Below are 24611 nucleotides of genomic sequence, written 5' to 3' on the forward strand. Positions count from 1 at the left end.
CTGCTCAGATACCAGCGGCGTGATCCAAGAACACTCGGGCGCGGCGTGGTGTGACCACCAGCGTTTCACCCTCTTTGAAACCCATTTCCTTGAACTGCTGCGCAGGAATCTGCGCTTCGATCAGGGACTCTGGGGACGCATTGTCCGCTGGTTTGTGGTCGTCGGTCGGAATAAGTTCCAGGCGCGCAATCGGCCCCACCACAATGGCACGGCTCAGCTGGGCCACGATGCCGCGGGGACGGCCTTCTGCGTCCAGGCCTGCGCCGGGGGAGTAGCGCTCCACGTCCAGGTCGTGCGGACGCACATAGGCAAAGGCCTTGGCGTTCTGCGCCGCCTGGTGCTCGGGGGAGTCGATCTGCATGCCCTCTAGGTGCACCAGGCCTTCATGGGCCCGGCCGTGGAACAGGTTCACATCGCCCAGAAAGCCGTACACGAAGGGGCTGGCGGGCTGGTCCCACACCTGTTGGGGCGAGCCGCTTTGCTCGATCTTGCCCTGGTTGATCACCACCACGCGGTCGGCCACTTCCAGGGCTTCTTCCTGGTCGTGGGTCACGAAGATGGAGGTGACATGCAGCTCGTCGTGCAGGCGGCGCAGCCAGCGGCGCAGTTCCTTGCGCACTTTGGCATCGAGCGCGCCGAAGGGTTCGTCCAGCAGCAGCACCTTGGGCTCCACTGCCAGGGCGCGGGCCAGCGCAATGCGCTGGCGCTGGCCGCCCGACAGTTGCGAAGGGTAGCGCTCGGCCAGCCAATCGAGCTGCACCAGCTTGAGCAGGTCCATGACCTTCTCCTTGATCTGCGCCTCGCTCGGGCGCTCGCTGCGGGGCTTGACGCGCAGGCCAAAGGCCACGTTCTCGAACACCGTCATGTGGCGGAACAGTGCGTAGTGCTGGAACACGAAGCCCACGTTGCGCTCGCGCACGTGCACGTCGGTGGTGTCTTCGCCGCTGAAGTGGATGGTGCCCACATCGGCCGTCTCCAGGCCCGCGATGATGCGCAAGAGCGTGGTCTTGCCGCAGCCCGAGGGGCCGAGCAACGCGATGAGTTCGCCCGAGGCAATGTCCAGGCTCACATCGCGAAGGGCCTGGAAGTCGCCGAACTGCTTGCTGACGTTACGGATTTCAATGCTCATGTTCTGTTTTCCTTCACACGCCAGCGGGCGCGGGGCGCTCGGGCGGCAATTCGGCGGCGGCCTTCAGGGCCTGCTCGTTGCGGTGTTCGGCAATCGTCTTGATGACCAGCGTGACCAGGGCCAACAGGGCAAGCAGCGAGGCAGCAGCAAACGCGGCCACCGACTGGTATTCGTTGTAGAGAATCTCGACGTGCAGCGGAATGGTGTTGGTCTGGCCCCGGATGTGGCCCGACACCACCGACACCGCGCCAAACTCGCCCATGGCTCGGGCGTTGCACAAGATCACGCCGTACAGCAAACCCCACTTGATGTTGGGCAAGGTCACATACCAGAAGGTCTGCCAGCCGGTAGCGCCCAGCACGATGGCAGCCTGTTCCTCGTCGTTGCCCTGGGCCTGCATCAGCGGAATCAGCTCTCGGGCGATGAAGGGGAATGTGACGAACACGGTGGCCAGCACAATGCCCGGCACGGCAAAGATGATCTTGATGTCATGCGCCGCCAGCCACGGGCCAAACCAGCCCTGCGCGCCAAACATCAGCACATAGATCAAACCGGCCACCACAGGCGACACCGAAAACGGCAGGTCCACCAGCGTGGTCAAGAAGGCCTTGCCCTTGAACTCGTACTTGGCAATGCACCAAGCTGCCGCCACGCCAAACACCAGGTTCAGTGGCACGGCGATCAGCGCGGTGATCAGCGTGAGCTTGATGGCCGACCAGGCGTCGGGCTCGCGCAAGCCTTCCAGGTAGGCGCCAAAGCCCTTGCGCAGCGCCTCGGCAAACACAGCGGCCAACGGCAGCACGAGGAACAGCAGCATGAAAGCCAGTGCCAGCGTGATCAGCGTGTAGCGCACCCAAGATGCCTCGGTGGTGCCGGCCTGGGCGCGGCGAACAGTTCGAGAGTTGGCGCCGCTCATGCTGGAGCCCCCGCGTGGCGGCGCTGCCAGGCTTGCAGCGCGTTGATGATGAGCAGCAGGATGAAGGAGATGACCAGCATCACCACAGCCACGGCGGTGGCGCCCGCGTAGTCGTACTGCTCCAGCTTGCCGATGATGATGAGCGGCGTGATCTCCGACACCATGGGCATGTTGCCCGCGATGAAGATGACCGAGCCGTATTCACCCACGGCCCGCGCAAACGCCATGGCAAAGCCGGTAAGCAGTGCGGGCGTGATGGAAGGCAGGATGACCTTGGTGAAGGTCTGCAGCCGCGTGGCGCCTAGGCAGGTGGCGGCTTCTTCCAGTTCTTTTTCAGCGTCTTCGAGCACCGGTTGCACCGTACGCACCACGAACGGCAGGCCGATGAAGATGAGCGCAATCACGATGCCTGCGGGCTTGAAGGCCAACTGGATGCCCAGGGGCTCCAGAATGCTGCCGACCCAGCCATTGCCCGCCAGCAAGGCCGTGAGCGAGATACCGGCCACGGCAGTAGGCAACGCAAACGGCAGGTCCACCAGCGCATCCACGATCTTCTTGCCGGGGAACTTGTAGCGCACCAGCACCCAGGCGATCAGCAGACCAAACACCAAGTTGACCAGCGCCGCGATGAACGATGCGCCAAAGGTCAGCCGGTACGACGCCAGCACACGCGGCGCACTGATGGCCGCCCAGAACTGGTCCCAGGTGAGGGTGAAGGTCTTGAAGATCAGTGCCGACAGCGGGATCAGCACGATGATGCTCAAGTAGAAAAGGGTGTAGCCCAGTGACAGCCCAAAGCCAGGCAACACGCGCTTGGGCGCGCGCCGTCCGGCCGGGGCTGTGGCCACGGCAGTCGCAGTGGTCATAGATGCAGTAGATAGTCGGGAAAAGCGCCGGCCTACTTACTTGGCACCGGGCGTGTACAGCTTGTCGAACTGGCCGCCGTCATTGAAGTGCACCTTTTGCGCCTCGGTCAGCGAGCCGAAATACTTGGCCACGGTGAACTGCTTGAGCGGCTTGAACGTGGCTTCGTACTTCTTGAGCACCTTTTCCGAGCGTGGGCGGATGGCGTGCTTGGCGGCGATCTCCTGCGCTTCGTCCGAATACAGATAGTCCAGGTAGGCCTTGGCCAACTGGGCCGTACCCTTTTTGGCCACAGTGCGCTCGACCACAGCCACGGGGTTCTCGGCCACCACGCTCACCGAGGGGTAGATCGCATCGACCTTGCCCGCGCCAAATTCGCGGTCGATGGAGACCACTTCGGATTCAAAGGTGATCAGCACATCACCCTGGTTGCGCTGCAGGAAGGTGGCGGTGGCATCGCGCCCACCCTTGGCCAGCACGGGCACGTTCTTGTAGAGCTTGCTCACGAACTCGGCGGCCTGTGCGTCGGTGCCGCCCTTTTCACGCACGGCGCCCCAGGCGGCCAGGTAGGCATACCGACCGTTGCCGCCGGTCTTGGGATTGACCACGATCACCTGCACGCCGGGCTTGATGAGGTCGTCCCAATCCTTGATGTTCTTGGGATTGCCATTGCGCACCAGGAACAGCATGGTGGACGTGGTGGGCGATGCGTCGTTGGGAAATTTCTTGGCCCAGTCCTTGGCAACCACGCCGTTGTCAGCCAGGAACTGCACGTCGGTGGTCGTATTCATGGTCACCACGTCGGCAGCCAAGCCGTCGTTCACGGCGCGCGCCTGGGCGCTAGAGCCAGCATGCGACTGGTCGATCTTCACGTCCTGGCCGGTGGTCTTCTTGTAGTGCGCGGCAAAGGCGGTGTTGTAGTCCTTGTAGAACTCGCGAGCCACGTCGTACGACACGTTGAGCAGCGAATTTTGAGCGGCAGCCATGCCGCTCGCGGCCAGGGCCAGGGAGGCCAGGAGGGTCTTGAGTTTCAGAGAAGTCATGAAGGAGTCGCCCAAAAATTGCTGGAGATTCCGCATTGTGCGGACCCCCTCTTAAAACTCAAAAGAATATATTTTTGTTAATTAATCGAGAATCGGCATATAAGCGCTATCAGGGGTGCGCTGACGTCAAGCCACCCGGGCCCGCTGCAGCTGCTCTGGCGAGAGTTTTTTGGTCCCATAGACCCCAAGCGCTAGTGCAATGTGCCCAGCAAGCTATCAATAAGGTAGCAATTAGGCAGCAGCAGAGGAGACCTGCGCGTAGCCACCCATGGGTCGGTTACCGGTGTGATCCCCCTCCAGCGACTGCAACAACGCCCAGCCCAGGGGCCATTCGCCATGGCCCGAATCGATGTTGATGTGCCCTGCGTTCTGCATGCGCACAAACTCGCTGCCCCAGGCTCGCGCATAGGCGCCCGCCAGGCGGATGGGACAAAACGGGTCATTGCTGCTGGCCACCACGATGCTGCGGTACGGCAATGCGGCATAGGGTACGGGGGCAAAGTCGCTCAGGATGGCGCGGCGCTCCGGGTCGGCCGGGGCCACCAGCAGCGCGCCGCAGACCTTGGCCGCAGCCTCAGGGCCCATGTGGGTGGTGGCAATGCAGCCCAGGCTGTGCGCCACGATCACCACGGGCTGGGGCGCAGCCAGCACCGTCTTTTCCAACTGGCTCACCCAGGCCGAACGCGTGGGCGTGATCCAGTCGTCCTGCACCACACGGCGCGCATGGGGCAGGCGCTCGGCCCACAGGCTCTGCCAGTGGCCGGGGCCCGAGTCGCGCCAGCCGGGGACGATGATGATGGAGGTGGTAGCGGTCACAGGCTGGCATTCTGCGAGCCAGTCTTTAAAACCCAAACGACTTAATTCTTGTTATTTAATCGCCAAATCATCTAAAAACACCCGCATTTCGGTAGTTTCTGACCCCAAGATCTTTTTTCGCGGGGTTTAACCCCTTTCGACCGCCCCGTTCGTTTCATCCAGCACCACCACTTTTTTGATGGAGCTGCCATGAAACCCCGTTCACTCACCCTGCCCGCCCTCGCCGCCCTGACGGTACTGCTGGGCCTGGCCCACCTGCCTGCCCAGGCCATTGGCCGCCTGGCCGATGTCACCATCGTGGACCGCGACACCGGCGCCACGCTGCCGGTGCACTACGCCCGAGGCGAATACTGGGTGGCCGGGCGGCCGGGGGCGCGGTATGCCATCACGGTGCGCAACCGGCTGGGCGAGCGGGTGCTGGCCGTGCCGTCCGTGGACGGCGTGAATGTGCTCAGCGGCGAAACCGCTGCGTGGGACCAGCGCGGGTATGTGTTCTCGCCCTACGAGCGTTACCAGATCACCGGCTGGCGCAAGAGCGACAGCCAGGTGGCGGCCTTTGAGTTTTCGCACATTGCCAACTCGTATGCCGCCCGCACGGGCCGCCCGGCGCATGTGGGCGTGATTGGCGTGGCCCTGTTCCGCGAACAGCCACCGATGCCCCAGCCTGCCCCCACCATCACCCCCGAGCCCTACAGCCAGCGCCGCGACAACAGCCTGGGCCTCGGGCGCTTGCGGGAGGAACCCGCGTCGCCCGCAGCCGCTGGGGCTGCCGGTGCGCCTGCTGCCCCGGTCCCATCGGCCGAGGCCGAATCCTCTGCGCGCTCGCAATCTGCTGACAGTGTGGCCAAGGCCGCTCCCATGCCATCGGCCAAGCTGGGCACAGCACACGGCCAGCGCGAGACATCGGTCGTCACCCACACCACCTTCACGCGCCTGCAGGAGCAACCCAATGAAATCATCAGCATCCGCTACGACAGCCGCGAGAACCTGATCGCCAGCGGCGTGATCCGCGAGCCCATCGCCCGGCCCTCCGTGCCCCCGGTGCCCCGCGCATTTCCGCAGTCGGACAACCTGTCGTACGTACCCGACCCCAGGTAGGCCTGGGCCAGCCCGTGCGTGCATGAGGGTTTCGCATAATGCCCGGGTGCCTGCCGCCCCACCCTTTGACGATGCCCACGACGCCGACGAAGCGCTGATGCTGCGCTACGCCAAGGGCGACATGGCCGCGTTCGACCGGCTGTACGCCCGGCACGAACTGTCCGTGTGGCGGTTTGTGTTTCGCAGCGTGAAGGTGCAGGCGGTGGCCGACGACCTGCTGCAGGACGTGTGGTTTGCGGTGGCGCGCAATGCCGCCCGTTATGAGGTGAAGGCCAAGTTTCGCACCTGGTTGTTCACCCTGGCGCATAACCGGCTGGTGGACCACCTGCGCACCGCCAAACACCACACCAGCCTGGACGCCTGCGAGGACGATGCGCGCACGCTGGCCGACACGCTGGTGGCTGATTCGGGCTTTGGGCCCGTGCGGCAACTGCAGTCGCGCGAGCAGGCGGCTGCGCTGATTGAGGCGGTGGAGCAGTTGCCACTGGAGCAGCGCGAGGCCTTTTTGCTGCAAGCCGAAGGCGACCTGAGCGTGCAGGAGATTGCCGAGGCCACCGGCGTGAATTTTGAAACCGCCAAGAGCCGCCTGCGCTACGCACGGGCCAGCCTGCGCCAGCACCTCAAGGAGTTTGTATGACCCGGCAGGACGACGAACTGGTCCGGCGCTACCACGAAGCCAGCGAGCAGGAAGAAGCCCGCCCCGGCGCGCATGTGCGCGAGGCCGTGCGTGCACATGCCCAGATGATCGCCAAGGCTGCGGCATCGGCATCAGCAGGCTCAGTGGCAACCCCTGCCGCCAACCAAGCCCGCTGGAAGATTTCGGCCCTGGCCACTGTGGCCGTGGTGGGGCTGACTGGGTTGCTGATGCTGCAGTTTGAGCGCGGCACGCCCGAAGAGCGGGACACTGCTTTCAGCCACCGCCGGACCGAGGCGCCGGCAGCCCCAGCGCCAGCGGCCCCTCCGACGCCGCAGCCACCGGCTGAGCCCTCACCAGCCACTCCGCGCGCGCCCGATAGCGCGCAGAACAATGCGCGGAACAGCACCGGCCCATCGGCCGACGCCTTGCCCTCCAAGCCCTCCACGGTAGCCGCCCCCGCACCTGCGCAGACACAGACACCTGCCCAGCCCGTATTCAAGTCGGCTCCTGTGTCCCCCACCACCGAGCAAGAAGCCTTGGCAGCACCTCGCACAGCAGGCGCCCTCTCCGGTTTCCCTGCATCGCCCCCCGCACCCGCGACGGCCGCAGCCCCCCGTGCCGAATATGGTGGTGAAAGGCGCGAGCGCCCAGCAGCACCGGCCCTCCAGGAGGTCGCTCCGGCAGCCCCCGCTCCGGCTGCAGCACCAGCCGCCCGCAGCGCTATGGCTGACTCTGCAGCGCGCGACCACCACGCGGCTGCTGCAGCCCCTGCCATGCAAAAGAATTTGGGCGCAGCCTTGCCCAGAACCCTCTGGGAGGCCGCCCGTACGGGCCAGACCCAGCAGGTCGAAGCCCTTGTGCAACAGGGCACACCGGTGGATGCCCGCGACCCCGAAGGAAAAACCGCTCTGATGCTGGCCGCCATGAACGGCCACACCCCCACCGTGCAGCGACTGCTGACGCTGCGCGCCAACCTGACGCTGGTGGACCGCGATGGTCTGACTGCGGCGCAGCTGGCGGCACAGCGGGGGCACACGCGCCTGGTGGAGTTGCTGGAAGCGGCGCGCTGAAAATCGCACCGGCAGGCCACACGGGACTGCATCACGTACGCACGGGGTAGACATACCGGCCCCGTGAGTGGCAACGGCGAATCAGCCGCTCGTCAGAATCATGAGAACGTGTTTGCGATCTTTTCAGGGCCGCGCAAGTACCTTGCAGGGCTGGGATGCAAGGCGCAGCGCGCGGCCAATAGCCCGTGCTATTGGCAAGCGGTGCAACGCTGCAGACCGCCCGGCAAGGCACTTGCCCGAAGGGTTGGAATGAAATCGGGCGATTGGACGCCCCGGCTGCTTGCATGGGCACGAGCCCATGCGGCGCATCCGAAGCATCCACTCATCCCGATTGCACTCCAACGCGACCCCGAAAAGATCGTAAACACGTTCTTAGAACCGCACCGCCTCAAACGCCGGGTGCAGCGCGTCGATCCAGTGGTCCAGTTCGTCCTGCGTCACGTGCAGGTGGTCCATGCAGGCCTGGCCGTGCTGGGTCCATTCGCGCGTGGGGGCCAGGCCGTCGTGCTGGTTGACCAGAAACTCGGCCAGCAGGCCCAGCGCCACCAGGTGGCGCACGGTGGGATCAAACTGCTCGTCGTTCAGGCACGCAAAGTCGTGGTGCAGCCAGATGGCCTGGGCCACGTCGCCCGGCAGGTGCCAGGTGCGCGCCACGATGGCGCCCATCACCGCGTGGTCGGTGCGGTGGCTGGCGTTCTCGGTCTGGGTGAAGGTACGGTCCTTGCGCGCCAGGGCCTCGGTCACGGTGCCTGCATAGCCCCGCACGGCCTTCACCAGCACCGGCATGCCCACATGGCAGAACAGCCCGAAGCTGTAGCCCAGGCCCGGGTCCAGACTGTAGAGCTGGTGGCCGATGTGCTCGCACGCGATGGCGCGGCGCTGCGAGCTTTCCCAGAAATGCTCCAGCAGCGGCGAGCGCACCTGCAGCGCGTTGCGCGTGATGAAGGCAGACAGCAGCTCCACCGCTGGCTGCAACCCCAGCACCGTCAGCGCCATGCCCACGGTCTGCACCGGCTGGGCCAGGCCGTAGAGCGGGCTGTTGGCCAGCCGCATCACGGCGGCGGCCAGGGCTACGTCGGAAGATGCCAGTTGCTCCAGCGCGGTCGAGTCCAGCTCGGGCGCCGCCACTATCTGCTGCAGGCGCAGCAACGATTCGGGGCACGGCGGGATCACGATGGCACGCACGGCAGGGTGCACGCGGGCCTGCCGGATGTCTTGGTCGATGGGGTGTGGAGCGGTCACAAAAAGTCCCCGGGCCGCCGCGTGTGCCGACCACACGGACGGGCGCAGCCCGCACAGTTGCAATTCGTTGCATTGTGGCGCCAAAAAGCGTTCTGCCCACCGAACCCGTGCACAGGCGCAGGCTTTGCGCCCAGTGCGTCAGGACCTGGCCTTAGAACCTGGCCTCAGATATTGGCGCCGTCGAGCCCTTGCAGGGCCTGCCGCGTGCTCAGGCTGCTGCGGCCGGGCATGGCCTCACCCAGGTAGTCCAGAAAGCGCCGCACGGCGGGCGACAGCCCCCGGCGCGACGGGAACACGGCGTGCACGATGGCGGGCGCGGGCGCCCAGTCGGGCAACACCCGCACCAGCTTGCGCTCGCGCATTTCTTCCTGGCACATGTAGTCGGGCATCCAGCACACCCCCGTGCCGGCCACCGCCGCGTATTTGAGCGTGAGCAGGTCGTCCGCCACATAGCGCGGCGTGTGCTGCACCTGCTGGTGCACGCCGCCCGGGCCGATCAGATTCCAGGTGGAGCGTCCGTCGGGCGCCGACATGGCGATGCTGTCGAGCTTGGCCAGGTCGTCCAGCGTCTTGGGGGTGCCCTGGCGGATCAGCAGCTCGGGGCTGGCCACCAGGATCTGTGTGGTGTGGTCCAGGCGCTTGACGACCATGCTGCCGCTGTCATCCACCGAGGGGCGCACGCGCAGCGCTACGTCGATGCCCTCTTCCACCAGGTTCACCGCGCGGTTGCTCACCAGCATGTCGATGCGCACCTCGGGGTACTGGGCCAGAAACCGGGGCATCAGCTCGGCCACCACGGTTTGCGCCAGCGTCACCGGGCAGCTCACGCGGATGGTTCCGCGCGGCGTGGTCTGCACCTGGGCCACCGTGTCGGCCGCCGCCTGGGCGGATTCACGCATGGCCTGGCAGTGGCGCAAATAGGCTTCGCCCACTTCGGTCAGCGAGAGCTTGCGGGTGGTGCGTTGCAGCAGGCGCACGCCCAGCTGCGTCTCCAGGTCCGACACCCGGCGCGACAGGCGCGACTTGGGGATGCCGAGCGCGCGGCCCGCTGCGGCAAAGCCGCCGCGCTCCACCACTTCAGCGAAATACAGCATGTCGTTGAGGTCTTGCATGGACAGGTCCGTAACACTTCAATCGTTCTATGGATAGAACAATCTATCGCAAGTTCACTACCTTATCAACAAATTGATCCATCCCCACAATTCATTCCATGGCCACACGCTGTGGCTCCGATCCACAGAACCCAAGGAGTTCCCTCATGCAACTGCTTCACGTTGACTCTGCCATCACCGGTGATCAATCCGTGTCCCGCCAACTGACCGCCCGCACCGTGGCCGCCTGGCAAGCCGCCCACCCCGGCACCACCGTGCAATACCTGGACCTGGCACAGCAAGCGCCTTCGCACCTGTCGGCCCAGTCGCTGGGTTTCCGCACCGGCCAGGCCGCTGCGACCGAGGTGGAACGCAATGAAAACGCCCTGTCCGAGGCGCTGGTGAGCCAGTTCCTGGCCTCCGACGTGATCGTGATTGGCGCGCCGCTGTACAACTTCTCCATCCCCAGCCAGCTCAAGGCCTGGATCGACCGCCTGGCACAAGCCGGCCGCACCTTCAAGTACACCGACAAGGGCCCCGTGGGCCTGGCTGGTGGCAAGACGGTGATCGTGGCCTCCACCCGTGGCGGCGTGTACTCCACCAGCGAAGGCGGTCAGGCCATGGAGCACCAGGAGAGCTACCTGAAGGTGGTGTTCGGCTTCTTCGGCATCACTGACGTGCGCTTTGTGCGTGCCGAAGGTGTGGCCATGGGCCCAGACGCCAAGGCGGCCGCACTGGCCTCGGCCAACGTGGAAATTTCCACGCACACCAGCGTGGCTGCCAACCAGGGCCGCGTGTCGCAGGCCGCCTGAGCGCAGCAGCGACCACGGAGTGCAGGGCGCAAGCCCTGCAACCCCCCTAGAACCCGGCCGCGTGCCGGGTTTTGGCCTTTATCCAGCCAAAACGGCTGGATGCGCTAGTGGAACATGCCTGAGCAGCTATCTATTTGATATACCGCACGCGGACAATGCCGCCCCTACGCCGCACCGTGCCAGCAGTCACTGCGCTGCGTGTGGCGCCTGCCGCTGCAACCATTGCTCAGCCAGCTGCCGGGGCGGCAGGGCCGGGGCAAACAGCCAGCCCTGAAAGCGCTCGCAGCCCATGCGGATCAAAAACTGCAGCTGCTCCTCGGTCTCCACGCCCTCGGCCACCACCTCCAGGCCCAGCGTGCGGGCCAGCGCGTTGACGGTGGCGCAGATCTCGCGGTCGTTCACGTCCACCACGATGTCGCGCACAAACACCTTGTCGATCTTCAGCTCGCTCACCGGCAGGCGCTTGAGCTTGATCAGCGACGAGTGGCCGGTGCCAAAGTCGTCGATCGACAGCGCAAAACCCGCGTTCTTCAGATCGAGCGCGATGGCGTACAGGGACTCGTCCAGCAGCTGCGACTCGGTGATCTCCAGCACCAGGCCGGCGGGCGCCACCCCGGCGCGCTGGGTCACGCCCAGCAGGGTCTGGGTAAAACCCGGCTCACGCAGCTGGATGGTGGAGACATTGACCGACACCACGGGCACCTGCCAGCCCTCGGCACGCCACTGTGCCATCTGACGGCAAGCGGTCTCGAACACCCACAGCCCGATGGGCACGATGAGCCCGCTCTCCTCGGCCAGCGGGATGAACTCGTCGGGCGGCACCGCCTTGCCATCCACCGACCAGCGCAGCAGCGCCTCGGCACCCACGGTCTGGCGCTGCTGGTTGAGCTGGGGCTGGTAGACCAGCACGAACTCGCCCGCCTGCAGCGCGTTGTGCAGGCGCCGGCGCAGCTCCAGCCGCCCGCGCGTGATCTGCGTGAACTCTTCGATGTAGAAGCGGTACGAGCCGCGCCCCGCACTTTTGGTGGCATGCAGGGCCGAATGCGCGTGGCGCACCAGCTCCACGCTGTTGGCGGAGTCGTCCGGGTACAGGCTGATGCCCAGGCTGGCGCCCATGTACTGCGCGCCCACCTCCGACAGCTCCCACCGCTGCGCCAGGCCTTCCACCAGCGATGCCGCCAGCTGCGCCAGCTCGGTCCGCGACGCGGGGCGTAGCAGCATCACCGTGAACTGGTCATTGGCCAGCCGCGACACCAGGCCCTGCCCCGCCAGCAGCTGGGTGATGCGCTGGGCCACCTCACTCAGCAGCGCATCGCCCACGCGGTGGCCGTAGGTCTCGTTCACGCTCTTGAAGTGGTCCAGGTCGATCAGCAGCAGCGCCACGCGGCGGTTGGTGCTGTGCGTGTCGCGCGCGGCCTCGGCCACAGCACGCTCCAGCGCGTCTTCAAAGTAGCGGCGGTTGGGCAAGCCGGTGAGCGCGTCAAAGTGCGCCACGCGGTACAGCTGCTCCTCGTTGCGCAGCACGGCGGCCTCGGCCGTGCGCAGGCGGTTGAGCAGGCTCACCACAATGGTCTGTCGCAGCGCGGCCAGCAGCAGCACCAGCAGGCAGCACACCAGGATCAGTGCCTGCATGCCCGCCCGCCCATCGGGCGCCACAAACAGCAGCACCAGGGTAACGGCCGCCAGCGTCATGGACAGCAGCGGAACGTAGTTCATGACCTGGTCGCACTGGCGGCGGTAAGCCGCATCTGCCGACACGGCAAACCGCAGCCAGCGCGCGCCCCAGCCCAGCACCAGCGCCGACACACTGAAGCTGGCGTTGAACCAGATGCCCGGCTGCACCGTGCCGCTGATGACCATGAGGTTCCACTGCATCCAGCTCAGGCCATAGCCCAGCAGGCCCAGCAGCACCAGCACGTGAGAACGCTCAATGCGCACCCCCACCGTAGGAATGGCCAGCGCCGTGACGCCCGCCGCAGCCAGAAACCCGGCCGGGTACAGCACCAGCACCGTGCCCACGGCCAGCGAGTCCACCTCGCCCGACGGTAAATAGATCACCAGCGTGAACGCCAGCAGCGCCAGCACCGTACCGCCAAAGTCCAGCGCCGCCGGGTAGGCCCGGTCGCGCGACAGGCGCGCAAACGTGGCGCGGATGACAGTGGCCGCCCACAGTGGTCCGCCCGCCAGAAACAGCAGGTCGGCGGGCGCAGGGAAAGGGTTCCAGTCCAGCGCGACCTGCACGTTCCACACCATCTGCCCCAACGCCACCAGCACAGCAAAGCTCAGCAGGCCGGTGTGCAGCGCGCGGTCGGTGGGCGGCGCCTGCCGCCAGCCGCGCCAGGCCCAGAAGGCAGACAGCCAAAACGCCAGCGTCCAGGAGGTGTTGTCCAGAAACAGCCGCGCACCCGGAGAAGGCACCCACAACGACGCCAGGAACGACAGCGTGGTCGCACTCAACCAGACCGCTGTGAGGATTCGTTCCGCGAAGGACATGGGTCAGTGCTGTGGTGGGGAGGGAGTGCTGGGCGCAGTTGCTACAGAACGTTACCCCTCCCATTGTGGCCGCAAGTGCGGCCCACCTTTTCCCCCTGCGGTCTGCCGGGGCACTGACACAAAATGAGGCTACCAAAGAAATAGCACCCAGCGCCCATGGGATGGGCGCTGGGTGCCAAATGGCTTGGATGTTTTTGTTGAGCCCCCGACGCTGCGGCGCCACAACACCGCCGCCTGATCGAGAGCGTCGGAGGGCTGCAACCCATGGCGGGGGCGTACCTGCTCAACCCGGTACTGCCCTGCTCGCGCAAGGAGAGAGAACCGCCGCCGCTCCGGGCCGCTGCCGGCCCGTCGCCATGGAGCGTTCCCTCGGGGTTTTAGAACCCTGGCAGCACCGAACCCTTGAACTCGGTCTGGATGAACTTCTTGATTTCTTCGGAATGGTAGGCCTTCACCAGCTTGGCCACCCAGGGCTTGTCCTTGTCGGCTTCGCGCACGGCGATCAGGTTGACATAGGGGCTCTTGGCGTTTTCTTGTGCAATCGCGTCCTTGCCAGGGTTCAGGCCAGCCGACAGCGCAAAGTTGGTGTTGATGGCCGAGGCGTCCAGATCGTCCAGCGAACGGGGCAGCTGCGCGGCGTCCAGTTCAACAAACTTGAGCTTCTTGGGGTTGCTCACCACGTCCAGCGGCGTGGCCTTGAGGCCCGCGCCGTCACGCAGCTTGATCAGGCCCTTGTCCTGCAGCACCAGCAGCACACGGCCGCCGTTGGTGGGGTCGTTGGGAATGCCGAACTTGGCGCCTTCCTTCAGGTCCTCCAGTTTCTTGACCTTCTTGGAATACAGGCCGATGGGGAAGTTGACGGTGTAGCCCACCGACACCAGCTTGTAGCCACGGTCGGCCACTTGCGCATCGAGGTAAGGCTTGTGCTGGTAGCTGTTGGCGTCCAGGTCACCCGCAGCCAGCGCGGCGTTGGGCTGCACGTAGTCGCTGAACTCGACGATCTGGATCTTGAGGCCGTCCTTCTCGGCAACCTTCTTCACCTGCTCGAAGATCTGGGCGTGGGGGCCGCCGGTAACGCCCACCTTGATGGGCTTGTCCTGGGCCATGGCGCCGGACGAGAAAGCGGCAGCAGCGGCCAGGGCCAGGGCGGATTGCAGGAGAAGGCGCTTGTTGTTGTTCACAGGGAAAACCTTTCGTTGAGAGATGGTTCGCATCCTAGGGTTTCCCCGATAAAACCAGAACAACTAAATTTTCATTTCATTACAACCCAATCGCATAACAAGCACTCAACGCTCCTTCTTCAGCCCCGCAGTGCTACGTTGTTCAGCTTGTCCAGCCGCTCGGGCCAGGTGCCTTCCACCGTCGCGCCCTGCAGCAGGATGCGCGTCCAGGCCACCCAGGCGTCCCACTGCACGCGCTTGTCCCACGCATTGCCCCAGGCGCTGAACAGGTGCAGCGCGCTATCGGCGGCGGCCTTGGCGTCGTCCTTGCGGCCAGCGGACAGATACAGCTGCGCCAGCACCATCTGCGGTTCGCCCACCCAGGGGTTGTGGCGCACCGCGCTTTCCAGCACGCCGGTGGCTACGTCCAGGTCCACCAGCGGCTGGTCTTGCTGGATGACCGACCAGTACAGCGACGTGGCTGCTGCCTCGTTGGCCGCAGACAGGTGCTGCGTGCAATGCGCAAACACGGGCGGCATAGGCAGCACGTCCTTCAGCCCCGGGTGCTGCAGCGCCTTGGCCAGCCCGTTGATCTGGTGCACCATGCGCCCCGATGGCCGCATGGGCCCGGGCCAGAGCGATGCAGCCCAGTGCGCCTTCTGGTTGCGGTGCTGCACGTCCGGAAAGCGCGAAAAGATGTCGTCTTGCCAGCTGAACCACTGCTCGATGGTGTCGGCCATGCTCACGATGATGAAGGCCGCCACCTCGTAAGGCGTAAGCACGTGGTCCTGCCCATCCTTTTGCAGAACCAGACTGCCGTCCGCCTCCAGCGCATGGGCCAGCACCTTTTGCACGAACTGCGTGCGCGACTGGGTGCAGAACAGGTAGACCAAGTGCTCGGCCGACTCGCCCGCAATCTCGCGCACCCGGGCGCGCTCCTTGGCGGGATCGAACTTCACCAGGTCCACAAACGCATTGCCATACACGCTGTGCAACAGGCCCAGCAGGCGCACATCGCGCGGCTGCTGCCACACCGTGAGCGTGCGTGTCACACCCACCAGGTGGTGGCGGAAGGTGCCCGCCTTGTGCCAGTCCTGCCCCACATTGCGTGCCAGCACCGTGGGCAGCACGGGCGCCAGCTCGGGGTCGCGGGTCAACCACTCGTCGTCCAGCAGCGGCAGCGCGCGGGCAAACAGGTCAGGGTCCAGGGGGTGAAGCGGCAGGGTCATGGGGTGATGTCTCCGGCGTTGAGGGTGCAGGGAATGCAATGTACACACAGTATCTGCCCCCACGGCGGTTGCGCAAGCACGGGGGCGACCCGGCCCTTGCACCCCGCACGCGCCTGCACGGCGGCTCGGTCAGCGCCATGGCCAGCTGCGGGCCTTGAGCCTCTCAGACCAGCCGCACCTCAAAGTACGCACCCTCTCCTTCTCCCAAGTCTCTGAACCCGGCCTGCCGGGCCGCCACGCTGGCCTTGCCCCAGGCTTTGAGCAGGGTGAGATCACCCGGGGACACTACCTCGGGCGGCGACTCCTCCAGGCTCTGCATGGTGTCGAGCGCGGCCGCCACCTGTTCGGGGCCGCCGAGCTGCTTTTCCAGGGCTCTGGCGTACCGGGTTTCGGCGGCTATGCGCTCCTTGGCCGGAAGCTCCTCGGGGTAGTCGCGGAGGTTGACGACGTAAGTGGATTCGATGACTTGCATGGCGCTGCTTCTCCTGTGGTTTGATACTGTACGAATATACAGTTTTCTCCAACAAAATTCGAGCGCTGAAAGATTCCCCGCAGAGCGCGGGAAGAAGGAAAGATTGTTCTCAATACTGGAACAGTTAGTTTGCGACTGGGTGGTTTTTCTCTGAACACCATCGGCGTACAGTTCATCCCATCGATGAGCCGAACCCGCAAGGCGACTCACCGAACCCGGTTCAGGAATGGTTTTTGACCCGGCTTTTTTGAGACGCTTTTTTAACTTTCAAGGATTTTCATCATGAACAAGACCACCCGTTTCCTCTCCGTCGCCGCTGTTGCCGCTTTCGCCGCTTTTGGCGCCCATGCTGACGAAGCCGATGGCTCGCAATTTGCCCTGAAGTTCGACACGAACCGCACCCGCGCTGAAGTGGCTGCTGAAGCCGTCACCGAAGCCCGCACCCACAGCATGGAACCCGCAGGTTCGCGCGTGGCGACTTACAAGTCCACCGCCGACCGTGCTGCCGTACGTGCCCAGGCTGCCGAAGCTGTTCGCACCGGCCAGATCCCTTCGGGTGAATTCAGCGCCATGTAATTTGGCAGACCAACTGCTTGAGTTGGATTGAAGCAGTTGCGGGACTTCCCATGGCGGTGGCACTTCGCGCGGTGCGGGTGCTGCTGCCATGGGGAGTGTTAACTGAACCGCAGGGGCGGGCAGGCAAAAAGGGCTCCCACTGGGAGCCCTTTTTGTTGGTGCCTGCGGTGTAGGCCCCCCAGGGCGCCAGGGGCGCCCCTGCAACCTCGCTTACAGCGAAGGGTCGATCAACACCTTGGCCCCGGTGTTGCGCGGGCCGTAGAAGGCGATGGACTCTGCACTCAGCGCGCCCGCCAGCGACACGGTGCGCGCATAGTGGCTGGCAAACGTGGTCTTCAGCTCGGCCGCCACACGCTGGCGCAGCGCCTGCGTCGCCTCGTCGCCAATCTTCTGCAGAAACGGAAACAGCAGCCACCCGCCCATGCCCCAGGCCATGCCAAAGGTGCGGTGCACTTCGGTCGGGCGCGTGTCCAGGTGGCCGTACAGGTACACCTGCTTGTGCACGGCCGAGCCGTAGCGGCTGTATTCCTTGGCCTTGCGGTTGATGGCGGCCTCCATGCACTGCAGGATCTGCCCGGCCAGCGTACCGCCGCCCGTGGCATCAAACGCGATGGTGGCGCCCGTGGCGGCCAGCGCGTCGGTCAGCTCGGCCATGAAGTTTGGCGCACTGCTGTCGCACACATACTGGGCGCCCAGTTCACGCAGCAGCGCCGCCTGCTCGGGCTTGCGCACGATGTTGACCAGGCCGACGCCGTCCTTTTGGCAAATCTTGAGCAGCATCTGGCCCAGGTTGCTAGCTGCTGCGGTGTGCACCAGCGCGGTGTGGCCTTCGCGCTTCATGGTCTCCACCATGCTCAGCGCCGTCAGCGGGTTGACGAAGCACGATGCGCCTTCGGCCGCCGTGGTGCCCGGCGGCAGCGGCAGGCACTGCGCCGCCGGCATGGCGCGGTATTGCGAATACATGGCGCCACCAATCACCGCCACCGTGCGGCCCAGCAACGCCTGCGCGGCGGGTGATGCGCCCGCAGCCACCACCAGGCCCGCGCCCTCGTTGCCCACTGGCATGCTCTGACCCAGGCGTGCTGCCATGCCGGGCATGGCCCGCTCCGGGATGCGCGCTGTGGCCACCGGCCGCTCGGCCGTGCCCGTGACCTGCACGGTGGACAAATCGGCCGGGCCCAGCAGCAGGCCGATGTCCGACGGGTTGATGGGCGTGGCCTGCACCTGGATCAGCACTTCGTCCGGCCCCGGCGTGGGCACGGGTGTCGGCTCCAGGCTGATCTGCAAGGTGCCATCGGCTTGCACAAGCGAGCGCAACTGCAGCGCGGTGGTGGGGATGGAGGGGTTCATGGAGGACTCGCAGGTAGAAGATGGGACAAAGGGCCTACGCGCTGGACCGCGCAGTGTGGTGAAAGGGTGCCGCTTTTTTGACGGCGCCGCACCACCACCAGCCCGCATTCTTGACCAAGCTGCGCGACCGCGCTGTCCCCTCGGTGAATGGCTGCCCCCCATGCGCAGCCCCCATGCCCTGGGTCGACCGATGCACGCAGTGCGCTACAGCTAGGGGCCAAAAACGCTCTCACACGCTCAGTCTCAAGCCATGCACTTGTCGCTTGACTTAGAGTGCACTCTAACTTTCAGAATCGTTCCCATGGCATCCCTCCTCACCATTGCCGAAGTCGCCAAACGCACAGGCCTGACCGCACACACCCTGCGCTACTACGAGCGCGCCGGGCTGATTGCGCCAGTAGCCCGCGCACCCGGCGGCCAGCGCCGTTATGCGGCGTCGGACATGGAATGGATCGGATTCCTGCTGCGCCTTCGCGAGACCCAGATGCCCATCGGGCATATGCAGGCCTTTGCGCGGCTGCGCAGCGAAGGGAACGCCACCGCCCCCGAGCGGCGCCAGTTGCTGGAACAGCACCTGGCGCAGGTGCTGGCAACGATCACCGCCATGCAGCAAGCCGCGCAGGCCCTGCAAGCCAAGATCGAGCATTACCAGGGCCTGGAAGCTTCCCTTCGACCCACCCCGTCGTCCACCCACCAAGGAAGCTCCCATGTCCCCCGAAACCCAACCCCGCTATCTCCAGGGCCTCGCCAAGCTGCGCGAAATCGACGGCCACGCGGGTGAGCGTGTCGTCGCCAGCCTGGCCGACATTGCCCCCGACTTTGCGCGCTACCTGATCGAGTTTCCGTTTGGCGACATCTACTCGCGCCCCGGACTCGACCTGCGCAGCCGCGAGATTGCCGTCGTCGCTGCGCTGACCGCGCTGGGCAACGCCACACCCCAACTCAAGGTGCATTTGCAGGCCGCGCTGAATGTGGGCGTCACCCGCGAAGAGATCGTGGAGGTGCTGATGCAGATGGCGGTGTACGCTGGCTTTCCCGCTGCACTCAACGGACTGACTGCCGCGCGCGAGGTGTTCGCAGCGGCCGACGAGCAGCCCATGACTGCATAAAACGCCCAACCCTGCGTAGCCCACCTGCCCAATACACCGGTCTGCAGGCGAAAGGCTATTTGCCCGAGCCCACCGGCATCGGCCGCACCAACCGCACGGGCAGCTTGCTGGCCCGCGCCGCATCGCCGCGCGCCTCGCCGGTGGACAGGTTTACCGCCCAGCCATTGATCATGGCGGCCTGCCGCGCGCCATCCCCCGCGCGGCCCTGGGCGATGTTGCCGTAGGTGTACTGGTTGACACTGGGCGCGCTCACATTGGCGGTGGACGACCAGTGCCACTGGCCCGGCGCCGCCGGGAACAGGATGGGATTGAGGCCCGGGGGCGACAGCGACTTGTCCACCAGCCGCTGCAACTCGGCCGCGCGCGGAATGCGCCAGCCCACGCCCTCGGCCTTCCAGCGTTCAGAGGCCAGGGCCGTGGCCTCGGCGCGGTCCAGCAGCAGAGGCTGGCCCGTGCAGGTTTTGCCGGTCCATTGCATGCCCTCCACACAGCGTGGCCAGGCCAGGCCGGCGCGCTGGTCCAACACATAAGCGCCATCGGCGGACAGGAACCAGTCGGCTGCCACCTGCGAATCGGCGGCCTGCGCAGGCCCGGTAAACAGGGCAACCAACAGCGGGGGGATGAGCGGCAACAATGTTTTCATGGGCAAAGCAGGGGCAATGAAAGCCAGGTACAGGTCCGGGGGCAGAGAGGCATCACACGATGCCTCGGCGACACCCTAACCCGGCAACGGCCTGCGCGCCACCCACCAGATCAAGAAACCCGCACGGCCCGCCGCTTGTCCATGCGGCCTCCCACGCCCACTCCTGCCAGCGAGCCTGACGCGGCCAATGCCTCGGCCAGGAACCCCACAAACGCCTGCACCCGCGTCGAAAACTGGTGCCGCTGCGGGTACACCGCATAGATGTCGGCCGCAGGCGTGTGGTACTGCGGTAGGACGGGCTCCAGCAGGCCCTGGGCCAGGTGGCGGTTCACGTCCCACTCGGCGCGCATCACGATGCCGTGGCCCTGCAGCGCCCACAGCACGGCGATCTCGCCGTCGTTGGTGGTGAGGTTGCCGGTGATCTTGATCGACTCGGTATGCGCCTTGCTGCCACGCCCAGTGGTCAGGCGCCACAGGCCGTAGGCCTCATCGCCTTGGCGGATGCCGATGCACTGGTGCTCCATCAGGTCGCGCGGCACGCGGGGCCTGCCGTGCTGCGCCAGGTAGGCGGGTGCGGCGCACAGCACACGCCGGTTGGGGGCCATGCGGCGGGCAACCACGCGGCCATCGGGCGGCTCGCCAAAACGCACGCACACGTCGTAGGCATCGTCGGTGATCGGTGGCGGGTGCACCGACAGCTGCAGCTGCACATCCACCTCGGGGTACTGGCGCACAAAGTCCGAGATCACGGGGGCGATGTGCATGCGGCCAAAACCCAGCGTGGCATTCACGCGCAGCAGGCCCTTGGGGCTGGCCTTGGACTGCACGATGAGTTCATCCAGCGCATCGATCTCGCGCAGGATGCGGCGCGCGTGCTCCAGCAGCAACTCCCCCTCGGGCGTGAGACTCATGCGGCGTGTAGTGCGGTTGATGAGCACCACACCCAGGCGCTTTTCCATCTGCGCCAGGTGTTTGCTCACGGCGGCGGTGGTGACGCCCATTTCACGCCCAGCGGCGCTCAGGCTGGGGCTGGCAGCCAGAGCCGAAAAGAAGCCCAGTTCTGCGGGCTGGATGGTGGAGCTCATCGCCGCATTATCAACTGCAGGTTAACGATGGATTCACTTGTCCGCCGTTTTTACAACGAGCGGATGCCTACAGTCGCTCTCATTGTTTTTGTTCCACCCGCTTTTTCGCGGCACGACATCCCCGCAGGCCTTCCCCGACGCTTTCACACACCAAGACCAGAGACCTTCATGAAAACCTACCAAATCGCCACCATCCCCGGAGACGGCATCGGCAAGGAAGTGATTCCCGCCGGCCAACGCGTACTCGAAGCCCTGGCCGCACGCCATGCGGGCCTGCAGTTCCAGTTCGAAAACTTTGGCTGGGGCGGCGACTGGTATCGCGCCCACGGTGTGATGATGCCGGCCGACGGGCTCGATGCGCTGCGCGGCAAGGATGCGATCCTGTTCGGCTCGGCGGGCGACCCGGACATCCCCGACCACATCACGCTGTGGGGCCTGCGCCTGAAGATCTGCCAGGGGTTTGATCAGTACGCCAACGTGCGGCCCACGCGCATCCTGCCGGGCATTGATGCGCCCCTGAAGCGCTGCACGCCCAAGGACCTGGACTGGGTCATCGTGCGCGAAAACTCCGAGGGCGAATACTCGGGCGTCGGCGGCCGCGTGCACCAGGGCCATCCCATCGAGGCGGCGACCGATGTGTCCATCATGACCCGTGTGGGGGTGGAACGCATCCTGCGCTACGCCTTCCGCCTGGCCCAATCCCGCCCCCGCAAGCTGCTCACCGTCATCACCAAGAGCAACGCCCAGCGCCATGCCATGGTGATGTGGGACGAGATTGCCGCGCAGGTGGCCACCGAGTTCCCCGACGTGAAATGGGACAAGGAGCTGGTGGACGCTGCCACGGCCCGCATGGTCAACCGCCCCGCCACGCTCGACACCATCGTCGCCACCAACTTGCACGCCGACATCCTCAGCGATCTGGCCGCCGCGCTGGCGGGCAGCCTGGGCATTGCGCCCACCGGCAACATCGACCCCGAGCGCCGCTACCCCAGTATGTTCGAGCCCATCCACGGCTCGGCGTTCGACATCATGGGCAAGGGCCTGGCCAACCCCATCGGCACCTTCTGGTCAGTGGTGATGCTGCTGGAGCACCTGGGCGAGGTGGATGCCGCCCGCGCCGTGATGCAGGCCATCGAACAGGTCACCGCCAACCCCGCCCTGCACACCCGCGACCTGGGCGGCACGGCCACCACGGCGCAGGTGACCGACGCCGTGTGCGCGCTGATCAGCGGTACGCCGCTGCAAAAGGCCGCCTGAGTCGCGTGGTCCCCACGCACTGCGCCCTGCCCCACGACCCAATGAGCCCGCACATCGACACCCAGGCCCGCCACTGGCTGCGCAGCATGTTCGATGCCGCCATCGCCTCGGCCCAGCCCGCCGTATGCCTGCCGCCGCACCTACCAGCCTCGCCCCGAGGCCGCACGGTGGTGATCGGTGCGGGCAAGGCATCGGCGCAGATGGCGCAGGTGCTGGAGGCCCACTGGCCCACGCCGCTATCGGGCGTGGTGGTCACGCGGTATGGGCATGCTGCCGCCTGCCAGCACGTCCGCGTGCTGGAGTCCGCCCACCCTGTGCCCGATGCGGCGGGCCTGACAGCCGCGCAACAGATGTTGAAAGCGGTGGAAAGTCTCACGGCAGACGACCTGGTGATCGGCCTGTGGTCGGGTGGCGGCTCGGCGCTGCTGCCCTTGCCGCTGCCGGGCATCACGCTGGCCGACAAGCAAGCGCTCAACCAGGCCCTGCTGCGCAGCGGCGCCAGCATTGGCGAGATGAACTGCGTGCGGCGCCACCTCTCGGCCATCAAGGGCGGGCGGCTGGCGCTGGCGTGCAGCCCCGCCCGCGTGGTCAACCTGGTGATGTCCGACGTGCCGGGCGACGACCCGCTGGACGTGGCCTCGGGCCCCACCGTGGCCGACCCGACCACCCGTGCACAGGCACTGGCCATCTTGCAGCGCTACCGCATTGCGCTACCGCCCGCCGTAACGGCCGCACTGGACACTGCCGCCAGCGAGAGCATCAAGCCCGGCGACACCCGGCTGGGCCCCATCACCACCCACGTCATTGCCACGCCCAACCTGGCCCTGCAGGCAGCCGCCCAGGTGGCGCGCCAGGCGGGCATCGAGCCCACGCTGCTCGGCGACGCACTGGAGGGCGAAGCCCGCGACATGGGCACGGTGCTGGCCGGCATGGCCCGCTACGCCGCCAAGGCCCCGTCACCACGGCACCGCGTGCTGCTGAGCGGTGGCGAAAGCACCGTCACCCTGCGCGCACCCGCTCCGGGACAACCCATGCCAACCCCAGGTCGCGGCGGGCGCAATGTGGAATGCCTGCTGTCCCTGGCCCTGTCGCTCAAGGGCCTGCCCGGCGTGTACGCATTGGCTGGGGATACCGACGGCATCGACGGCCTGGAGCCCGTGGCTGGCGCCATCGCCACGCCCGACACGCTGGAGCGCGCCGCCGCGCTGGGCCAACACGCCACCGCTGCACTGGACGCACACGACGCCCACACCTTTTTTGGCGCGCTGGGCGATGCCGTGGTCACCGGACCCACGGGCACCAATGTCAACGACTTCCGCGCGATCCTGATCGCAGCCACGGGCTGACGCCCTGCGCCCGCGTCCCCAGCAGCCCTGCAACCCAAAGAACCACAAAAACCACCACCCCACGGAGACAACCATGACACGCATTGCAAAGCCGCACCACCCACCGTCAACGCCGCCCACAGCACCACTCACACGCCGCTACCACCTGCTGGCACTGGCCGCCCTGGCTACCGCTGCCTGTGCCCTGCCCAGCGCACCGGCCCAAGCGCAGGCCTGGCCGGCCAAGCCCGTCACCATCGTTGTGCCCTTTGCAGCGGGCGGCACCACCGATGTACTGGCACGCGCACTGGGCGAAAAACTGGGCACAGCCCTGGGCCAGCCCGTGATCGTGGAAAACCGGGGCGGTGCGGGGGCCACCATCGGGGCCGACTACGTGGCGAAGGCCCCCGCCGACGGCTACACGCTGCTGATGGGCGCGGTGCACCACACCATTGCCACCAGCGTGTACAAAAAGCTCAACTACGACTTTCAAAAGAGTTTTGCGCCCATCACCACCGTGGCGCTGGTGCCCAACGTGCTGGCCGTGAGCGCGGCCACGCCCGCCAAGGACGTGAAGGAGCTGGTGGCGCTGGTCAAGGCCACGCCCAACAAGTTCTCCTACGGCTCCAACGGCGCGGGCACCGCGCAGCACCTGATCGGCACGCAGTTCGCCACCTCCATCGGCCAACCCCTGCTGCATGTGCCCTACAAGGGCAGCGGCCCGCTCACCACCGACCTGCTGGGCGGGCAGGTGTCGATGTCATTCGACACCGTCACCCCCGTGCTGCCGCACATCAAGGCGGGCAAGCTGCGCGCCTTGGCGGTGACCACGGCCAAGCGCTCGTCCACCCTGCCCGATGTGCCCACGCTGCAAGAAAGCGGCTTTGCGGGCTTTGACATCGGCACCTGGTTTGGCGTGCTGGCCCCCGCCCGCACGCCCGCTGATGTGGTGGCGAGGCTGAATACCGAAATGGTCAAGGTCATCCAGTCGCCCGACTTTCAAAAGCGCATGCACGACATTGGCGCCGAGCCCATCGGTAACACCCCGGCGCAGATGGCTGAGCAAATTGCGGCCGACACGGCGCGGTTTGCCAAGCTGGTGGCCGACAACAAGATCACCACCGACTGACCCAGTGGCAAAGAGGGGTTGCGAAGGGTGGTCGCAAAGGGTGGCTGGCAAGGTGAATGGTCAAG

General features: G+C 66.0%; 24 protein-coding genes. 10 read left to right on the forward strand and 14 right to left on the reverse strand.

The genetic code is table 11. The features are described from left to right. Positions 1–4 precede the first annotated feature (4 nt). The 5 genes from DNK89_RS03375 to DNK89_RS03395 form a co-directional block, all read right to left on the reverse strand. Positions 5–1129 (reverse strand): sulfate/molybdate ABC transporter ATP-binding protein, encoded by a 1125-nt coding sequence (locus DNK89_RS03375; protein ID WP_110958891.1) that lies wholly within the window; start codon positions 1127–1129, stop codon positions 5–7. A 13-nt stretch (positions 1130–1142) separates the two neighbouring features. After that, positions 1143–2045, reverse strand: coding sequence for a sulfate ABC transporter permease subunit CysW (gene cysW / locus DNK89_RS03380; RefSeq protein WP_110958892.1), 903 nt, complete (start codon positions 2043–2045; stop codon positions 1143–1145). Beyond that, positions 2042–2911 (reverse strand): sulfate ABC transporter permease subunit CysT, encoded by an 870-nt coding sequence (gene cysT, locus DNK89_RS03385; RefSeq protein ID WP_110958893.1) that lies wholly within the window; start codon positions 2909–2911, stop codon positions 2042–2044. Before cysT ends, cysW begins: the two co-directional genes overlap by 4 nt. A gap of 36 nt (positions 2912–2947) precedes the next feature. Then, a complete protein-coding gene (locus DNK89_RS03390) occupies positions 2948–3952 on the reverse strand; it encodes a sulfate ABC transporter substrate-binding protein (protein WP_043566551.1) in 1005 nt (334 codons plus the stop codon). 231 nt (positions 3953–4183) lie between these two features. Beyond that, positions 4184–4768, reverse strand: a complete 585-nt coding sequence (locus DNK89_RS03395) for an alpha/beta hydrolase (RefSeq protein WP_060985249.1) — start codon at positions 4766–4768, stop codon at positions 4184–4186. Positions 4769–4957: 189 nt separating this feature from the next. Between DNK89_RS03395 and DNK89_RS03400 the strand changes: the two genes are divergently transcribed. The 3 genes from DNK89_RS03400 to DNK89_RS03410 are packed head-to-tail and all read left to right on the forward strand — an operon-like array spanning position 4958 to position 7573. Beyond that, on the forward strand, positions 4958–5866 hold the full coding sequence (locus DNK89_RS03400; protein ID WP_110958894.1) for a hypothetical protein: 909 nt from the start codon (positions 4958–4960) through the stop codon (positions 5864–5866). A gap of 22 nt (positions 5867–5888) precedes the next feature. After that, a complete protein-coding gene (locus DNK89_RS03405; RefSeq protein ID WP_370220859.1) occupies positions 5889–6503 on the forward strand; it encodes a sigma-70 family RNA polymerase sigma factor in 615 nt (204 codons plus the stop codon). Continuing rightward, the gene (locus DNK89_RS03410) at positions 6500–7573 is read left to right on the forward strand and encodes an ankyrin repeat domain-containing protein (RefSeq protein WP_110958895.1); all 1074 of its coding nucleotides are present in this window, start codon (positions 6500–6502) and stop codon (positions 7571–7573) included. The genes DNK89_RS03405 and DNK89_RS03410 overlap by 4 nt, the downstream gene beginning before the upstream one ends. Positions 7574–7945: 372 nt before the next feature. Here the strand turns inward: DNK89_RS03410 and DNK89_RS03420 are convergent, their stop codons facing one another. After that, positions 7946–8815 (reverse strand): HDOD domain-containing protein, encoded by an 870-nt coding sequence (locus DNK89_RS03420; RefSeq protein ID WP_056746683.1) that lies wholly within the window; start codon positions 8813–8815, stop codon positions 7946–7948. Positions 8816–8979: 164 nt separating this feature from the next. Further along, on the reverse strand, positions 8980–9927 hold the full coding sequence (locus tag DNK89_RS03425) for a LysR family transcriptional regulator (protein ID WP_110958896.1): 948 nt from the start codon (positions 9925–9927) through the stop codon (positions 8980–8982). A gap of 146 nt (positions 9928–10073) precedes the next feature. Between DNK89_RS03425 and DNK89_RS03430 the strand changes: the two genes are divergently transcribed. Next, the gene (locus DNK89_RS03430) at positions 10074–10718 is read left to right on the forward strand and encodes an FMN-dependent NADH-azoreductase (protein ID WP_015014365.1); all 645 of its coding nucleotides are present in this window, start codon (positions 10074–10076) and stop codon (positions 10716–10718) included. A 186-nt stretch (positions 10719–10904) separates the two neighbouring features. Here the strand turns inward: DNK89_RS03430 and DNK89_RS03435 are convergent, their stop codons facing one another. The 4 genes from DNK89_RS03435 to DNK89_RS03450 all read right to left on the reverse strand — a co-directional run bounded on the left by DNK89_RS03435 (position 10905) and on the right by DNK89_RS03450 (position 16072). Then, positions 10905–13211 carry a bifunctional diguanylate cyclase/phosphodiesterase gene (locus tag DNK89_RS03435; protein WP_110958897.1) on the reverse strand — a complete coding sequence of 769 codons (2307 nt, stop codon included), beginning with the start codon at positions 13209–13211 and terminating at the stop codon, positions 10905–10907. Between the two features lie 377 nt (positions 13212–13588). Next, a complete protein-coding gene (locus DNK89_RS03440; RefSeq protein ID WP_238990676.1) occupies positions 13589–14392 on the reverse strand; it encodes a MetQ/NlpA family ABC transporter substrate-binding protein in 804 nt (267 codons plus the stop codon). Between the two features lie 119 nt (positions 14393–14511). Beyond that, positions 14512–15600: a DUF6817 domain-containing protein gene (locus DNK89_RS03445; RefSeq protein ID WP_110958899.1), complete on the reverse strand. Its 1089-nt coding sequence runs from the start codon at positions 15598–15600 to the stop codon at positions 14512–14514. Positions 15601–15763: 163 nt separating this feature from the next. Further along, positions 15764–16072: a hypothetical protein gene (locus DNK89_RS03450; protein WP_060985737.1), complete on the reverse strand. Its 309-nt coding sequence runs from the start codon at positions 16070–16072 to the stop codon at positions 15764–15766. 282 nt (positions 16073–16354) lie between these two features. Here DNK89_RS03450 and DNK89_RS03455 point away from each other — a divergent pair, with 282 nt between their 5' ends. After that, entirely contained in the window at positions 16355–16648 is a 294-nt protein-coding gene (locus DNK89_RS03455) for a DUF4148 domain-containing protein (RefSeq protein WP_110958900.1), read from the forward strand. A 210-nt stretch (positions 16649–16858) separates the two neighbouring features. Here the strand turns inward: DNK89_RS03455 and DNK89_RS03460 are convergent, their stop codons facing one another. Then, positions 16859–17998 carry a zinc-binding dehydrogenase gene (locus tag DNK89_RS03460; protein ID WP_060983932.1) on the reverse strand — a complete coding sequence of 380 codons (1140 nt, stop codon included), beginning with the start codon at positions 17996–17998 and terminating at the stop codon, positions 16859–16861. A 301-nt stretch (positions 17999–18299) separates the two neighbouring features. Here DNK89_RS03460 and DNK89_RS03465 point away from each other — a divergent pair, with 301 nt between their 5' ends. Together DNK89_RS03465 and DNK89_RS03470 are read left to right on the forward strand one after the other, a co-directional pair. Continuing rightward, the gene (locus DNK89_RS03465) at positions 18300–18779 is read left to right on the forward strand and encodes a MerR family transcriptional regulator (RefSeq protein ID WP_110958901.1); all 480 of its coding nucleotides are present in this window, start codon (positions 18300–18302) and stop codon (positions 18777–18779) included. Further along, positions 18706–19107 (forward strand): carboxymuconolactone decarboxylase family protein, encoded by a 402-nt coding sequence (locus tag DNK89_RS03470; RefSeq protein WP_110958902.1) that lies wholly within the window; start codon positions 18706–18708, stop codon positions 19105–19107. The genes DNK89_RS03465 and DNK89_RS03470 overlap by 74 nt, the downstream gene beginning before the upstream one ends. Before the next feature lie 55 nt (positions 19108–19162). Here the strand turns inward: DNK89_RS03470 and DNK89_RS03475 are convergent, their stop codons facing one another. Next, positions 19163–19750, reverse strand: a complete 588-nt coding sequence (locus DNK89_RS03475; RefSeq protein ID WP_110958903.1) for a DUF1566 domain-containing protein — start codon at positions 19748–19750, stop codon at positions 19163–19165. Between the two features lie 110 nt (positions 19751–19860). Next, positions 19861–20835, reverse strand: coding sequence for a LysR substrate-binding domain-containing protein (locus DNK89_RS03480; protein WP_110958904.1), 975 nt, complete (start codon positions 20833–20835; stop codon positions 19861–19863). Between the two features lie 168 nt (positions 20836–21003). Between DNK89_RS03480 and DNK89_RS03485 the strand changes: the two genes are divergently transcribed. The 3 genes from DNK89_RS03485 to DNK89_RS03495 all read left to right on the forward strand — a co-directional run bounded on the left by DNK89_RS03485 (position 21004) and on the right by DNK89_RS03495 (position 24546). Next, positions 21004–22092: a tartrate dehydrogenase gene (locus tag DNK89_RS03485; RefSeq protein ID WP_110958905.1), complete on the forward strand. Its 1089-nt coding sequence runs from the start codon at positions 21004–21006 to the stop codon at positions 22090–22092. Between the two features lie 41 nt (positions 22093–22133). Continuing rightward, positions 22134–23438 (forward strand): glycerate kinase, encoded by a 1305-nt coding sequence (locus DNK89_RS03490; RefSeq protein ID WP_110958906.1) that lies wholly within the window; start codon positions 22134–22136, stop codon positions 23436–23438. Positions 23439–23511: 73 nt separating this feature from the next. Further along, a complete protein-coding gene (locus DNK89_RS03495; RefSeq protein WP_110958907.1) occupies positions 23512–24546 on the forward strand; it encodes a tripartite tricarboxylate transporter substrate binding protein in 1035 nt (344 codons plus the stop codon). Positions 24547–24611: the final 65 nt, after the last annotated feature.

The sequence above is a fragment of the Acidovorax sp. ST3 genome (assembly GCF_003231145.1).
Taxonomy (GTDB): Bacteria; Pseudomonadota; Gammaproteobacteria; order Burkholderiales; family Burkholderiaceae_C; genus Acidovorax.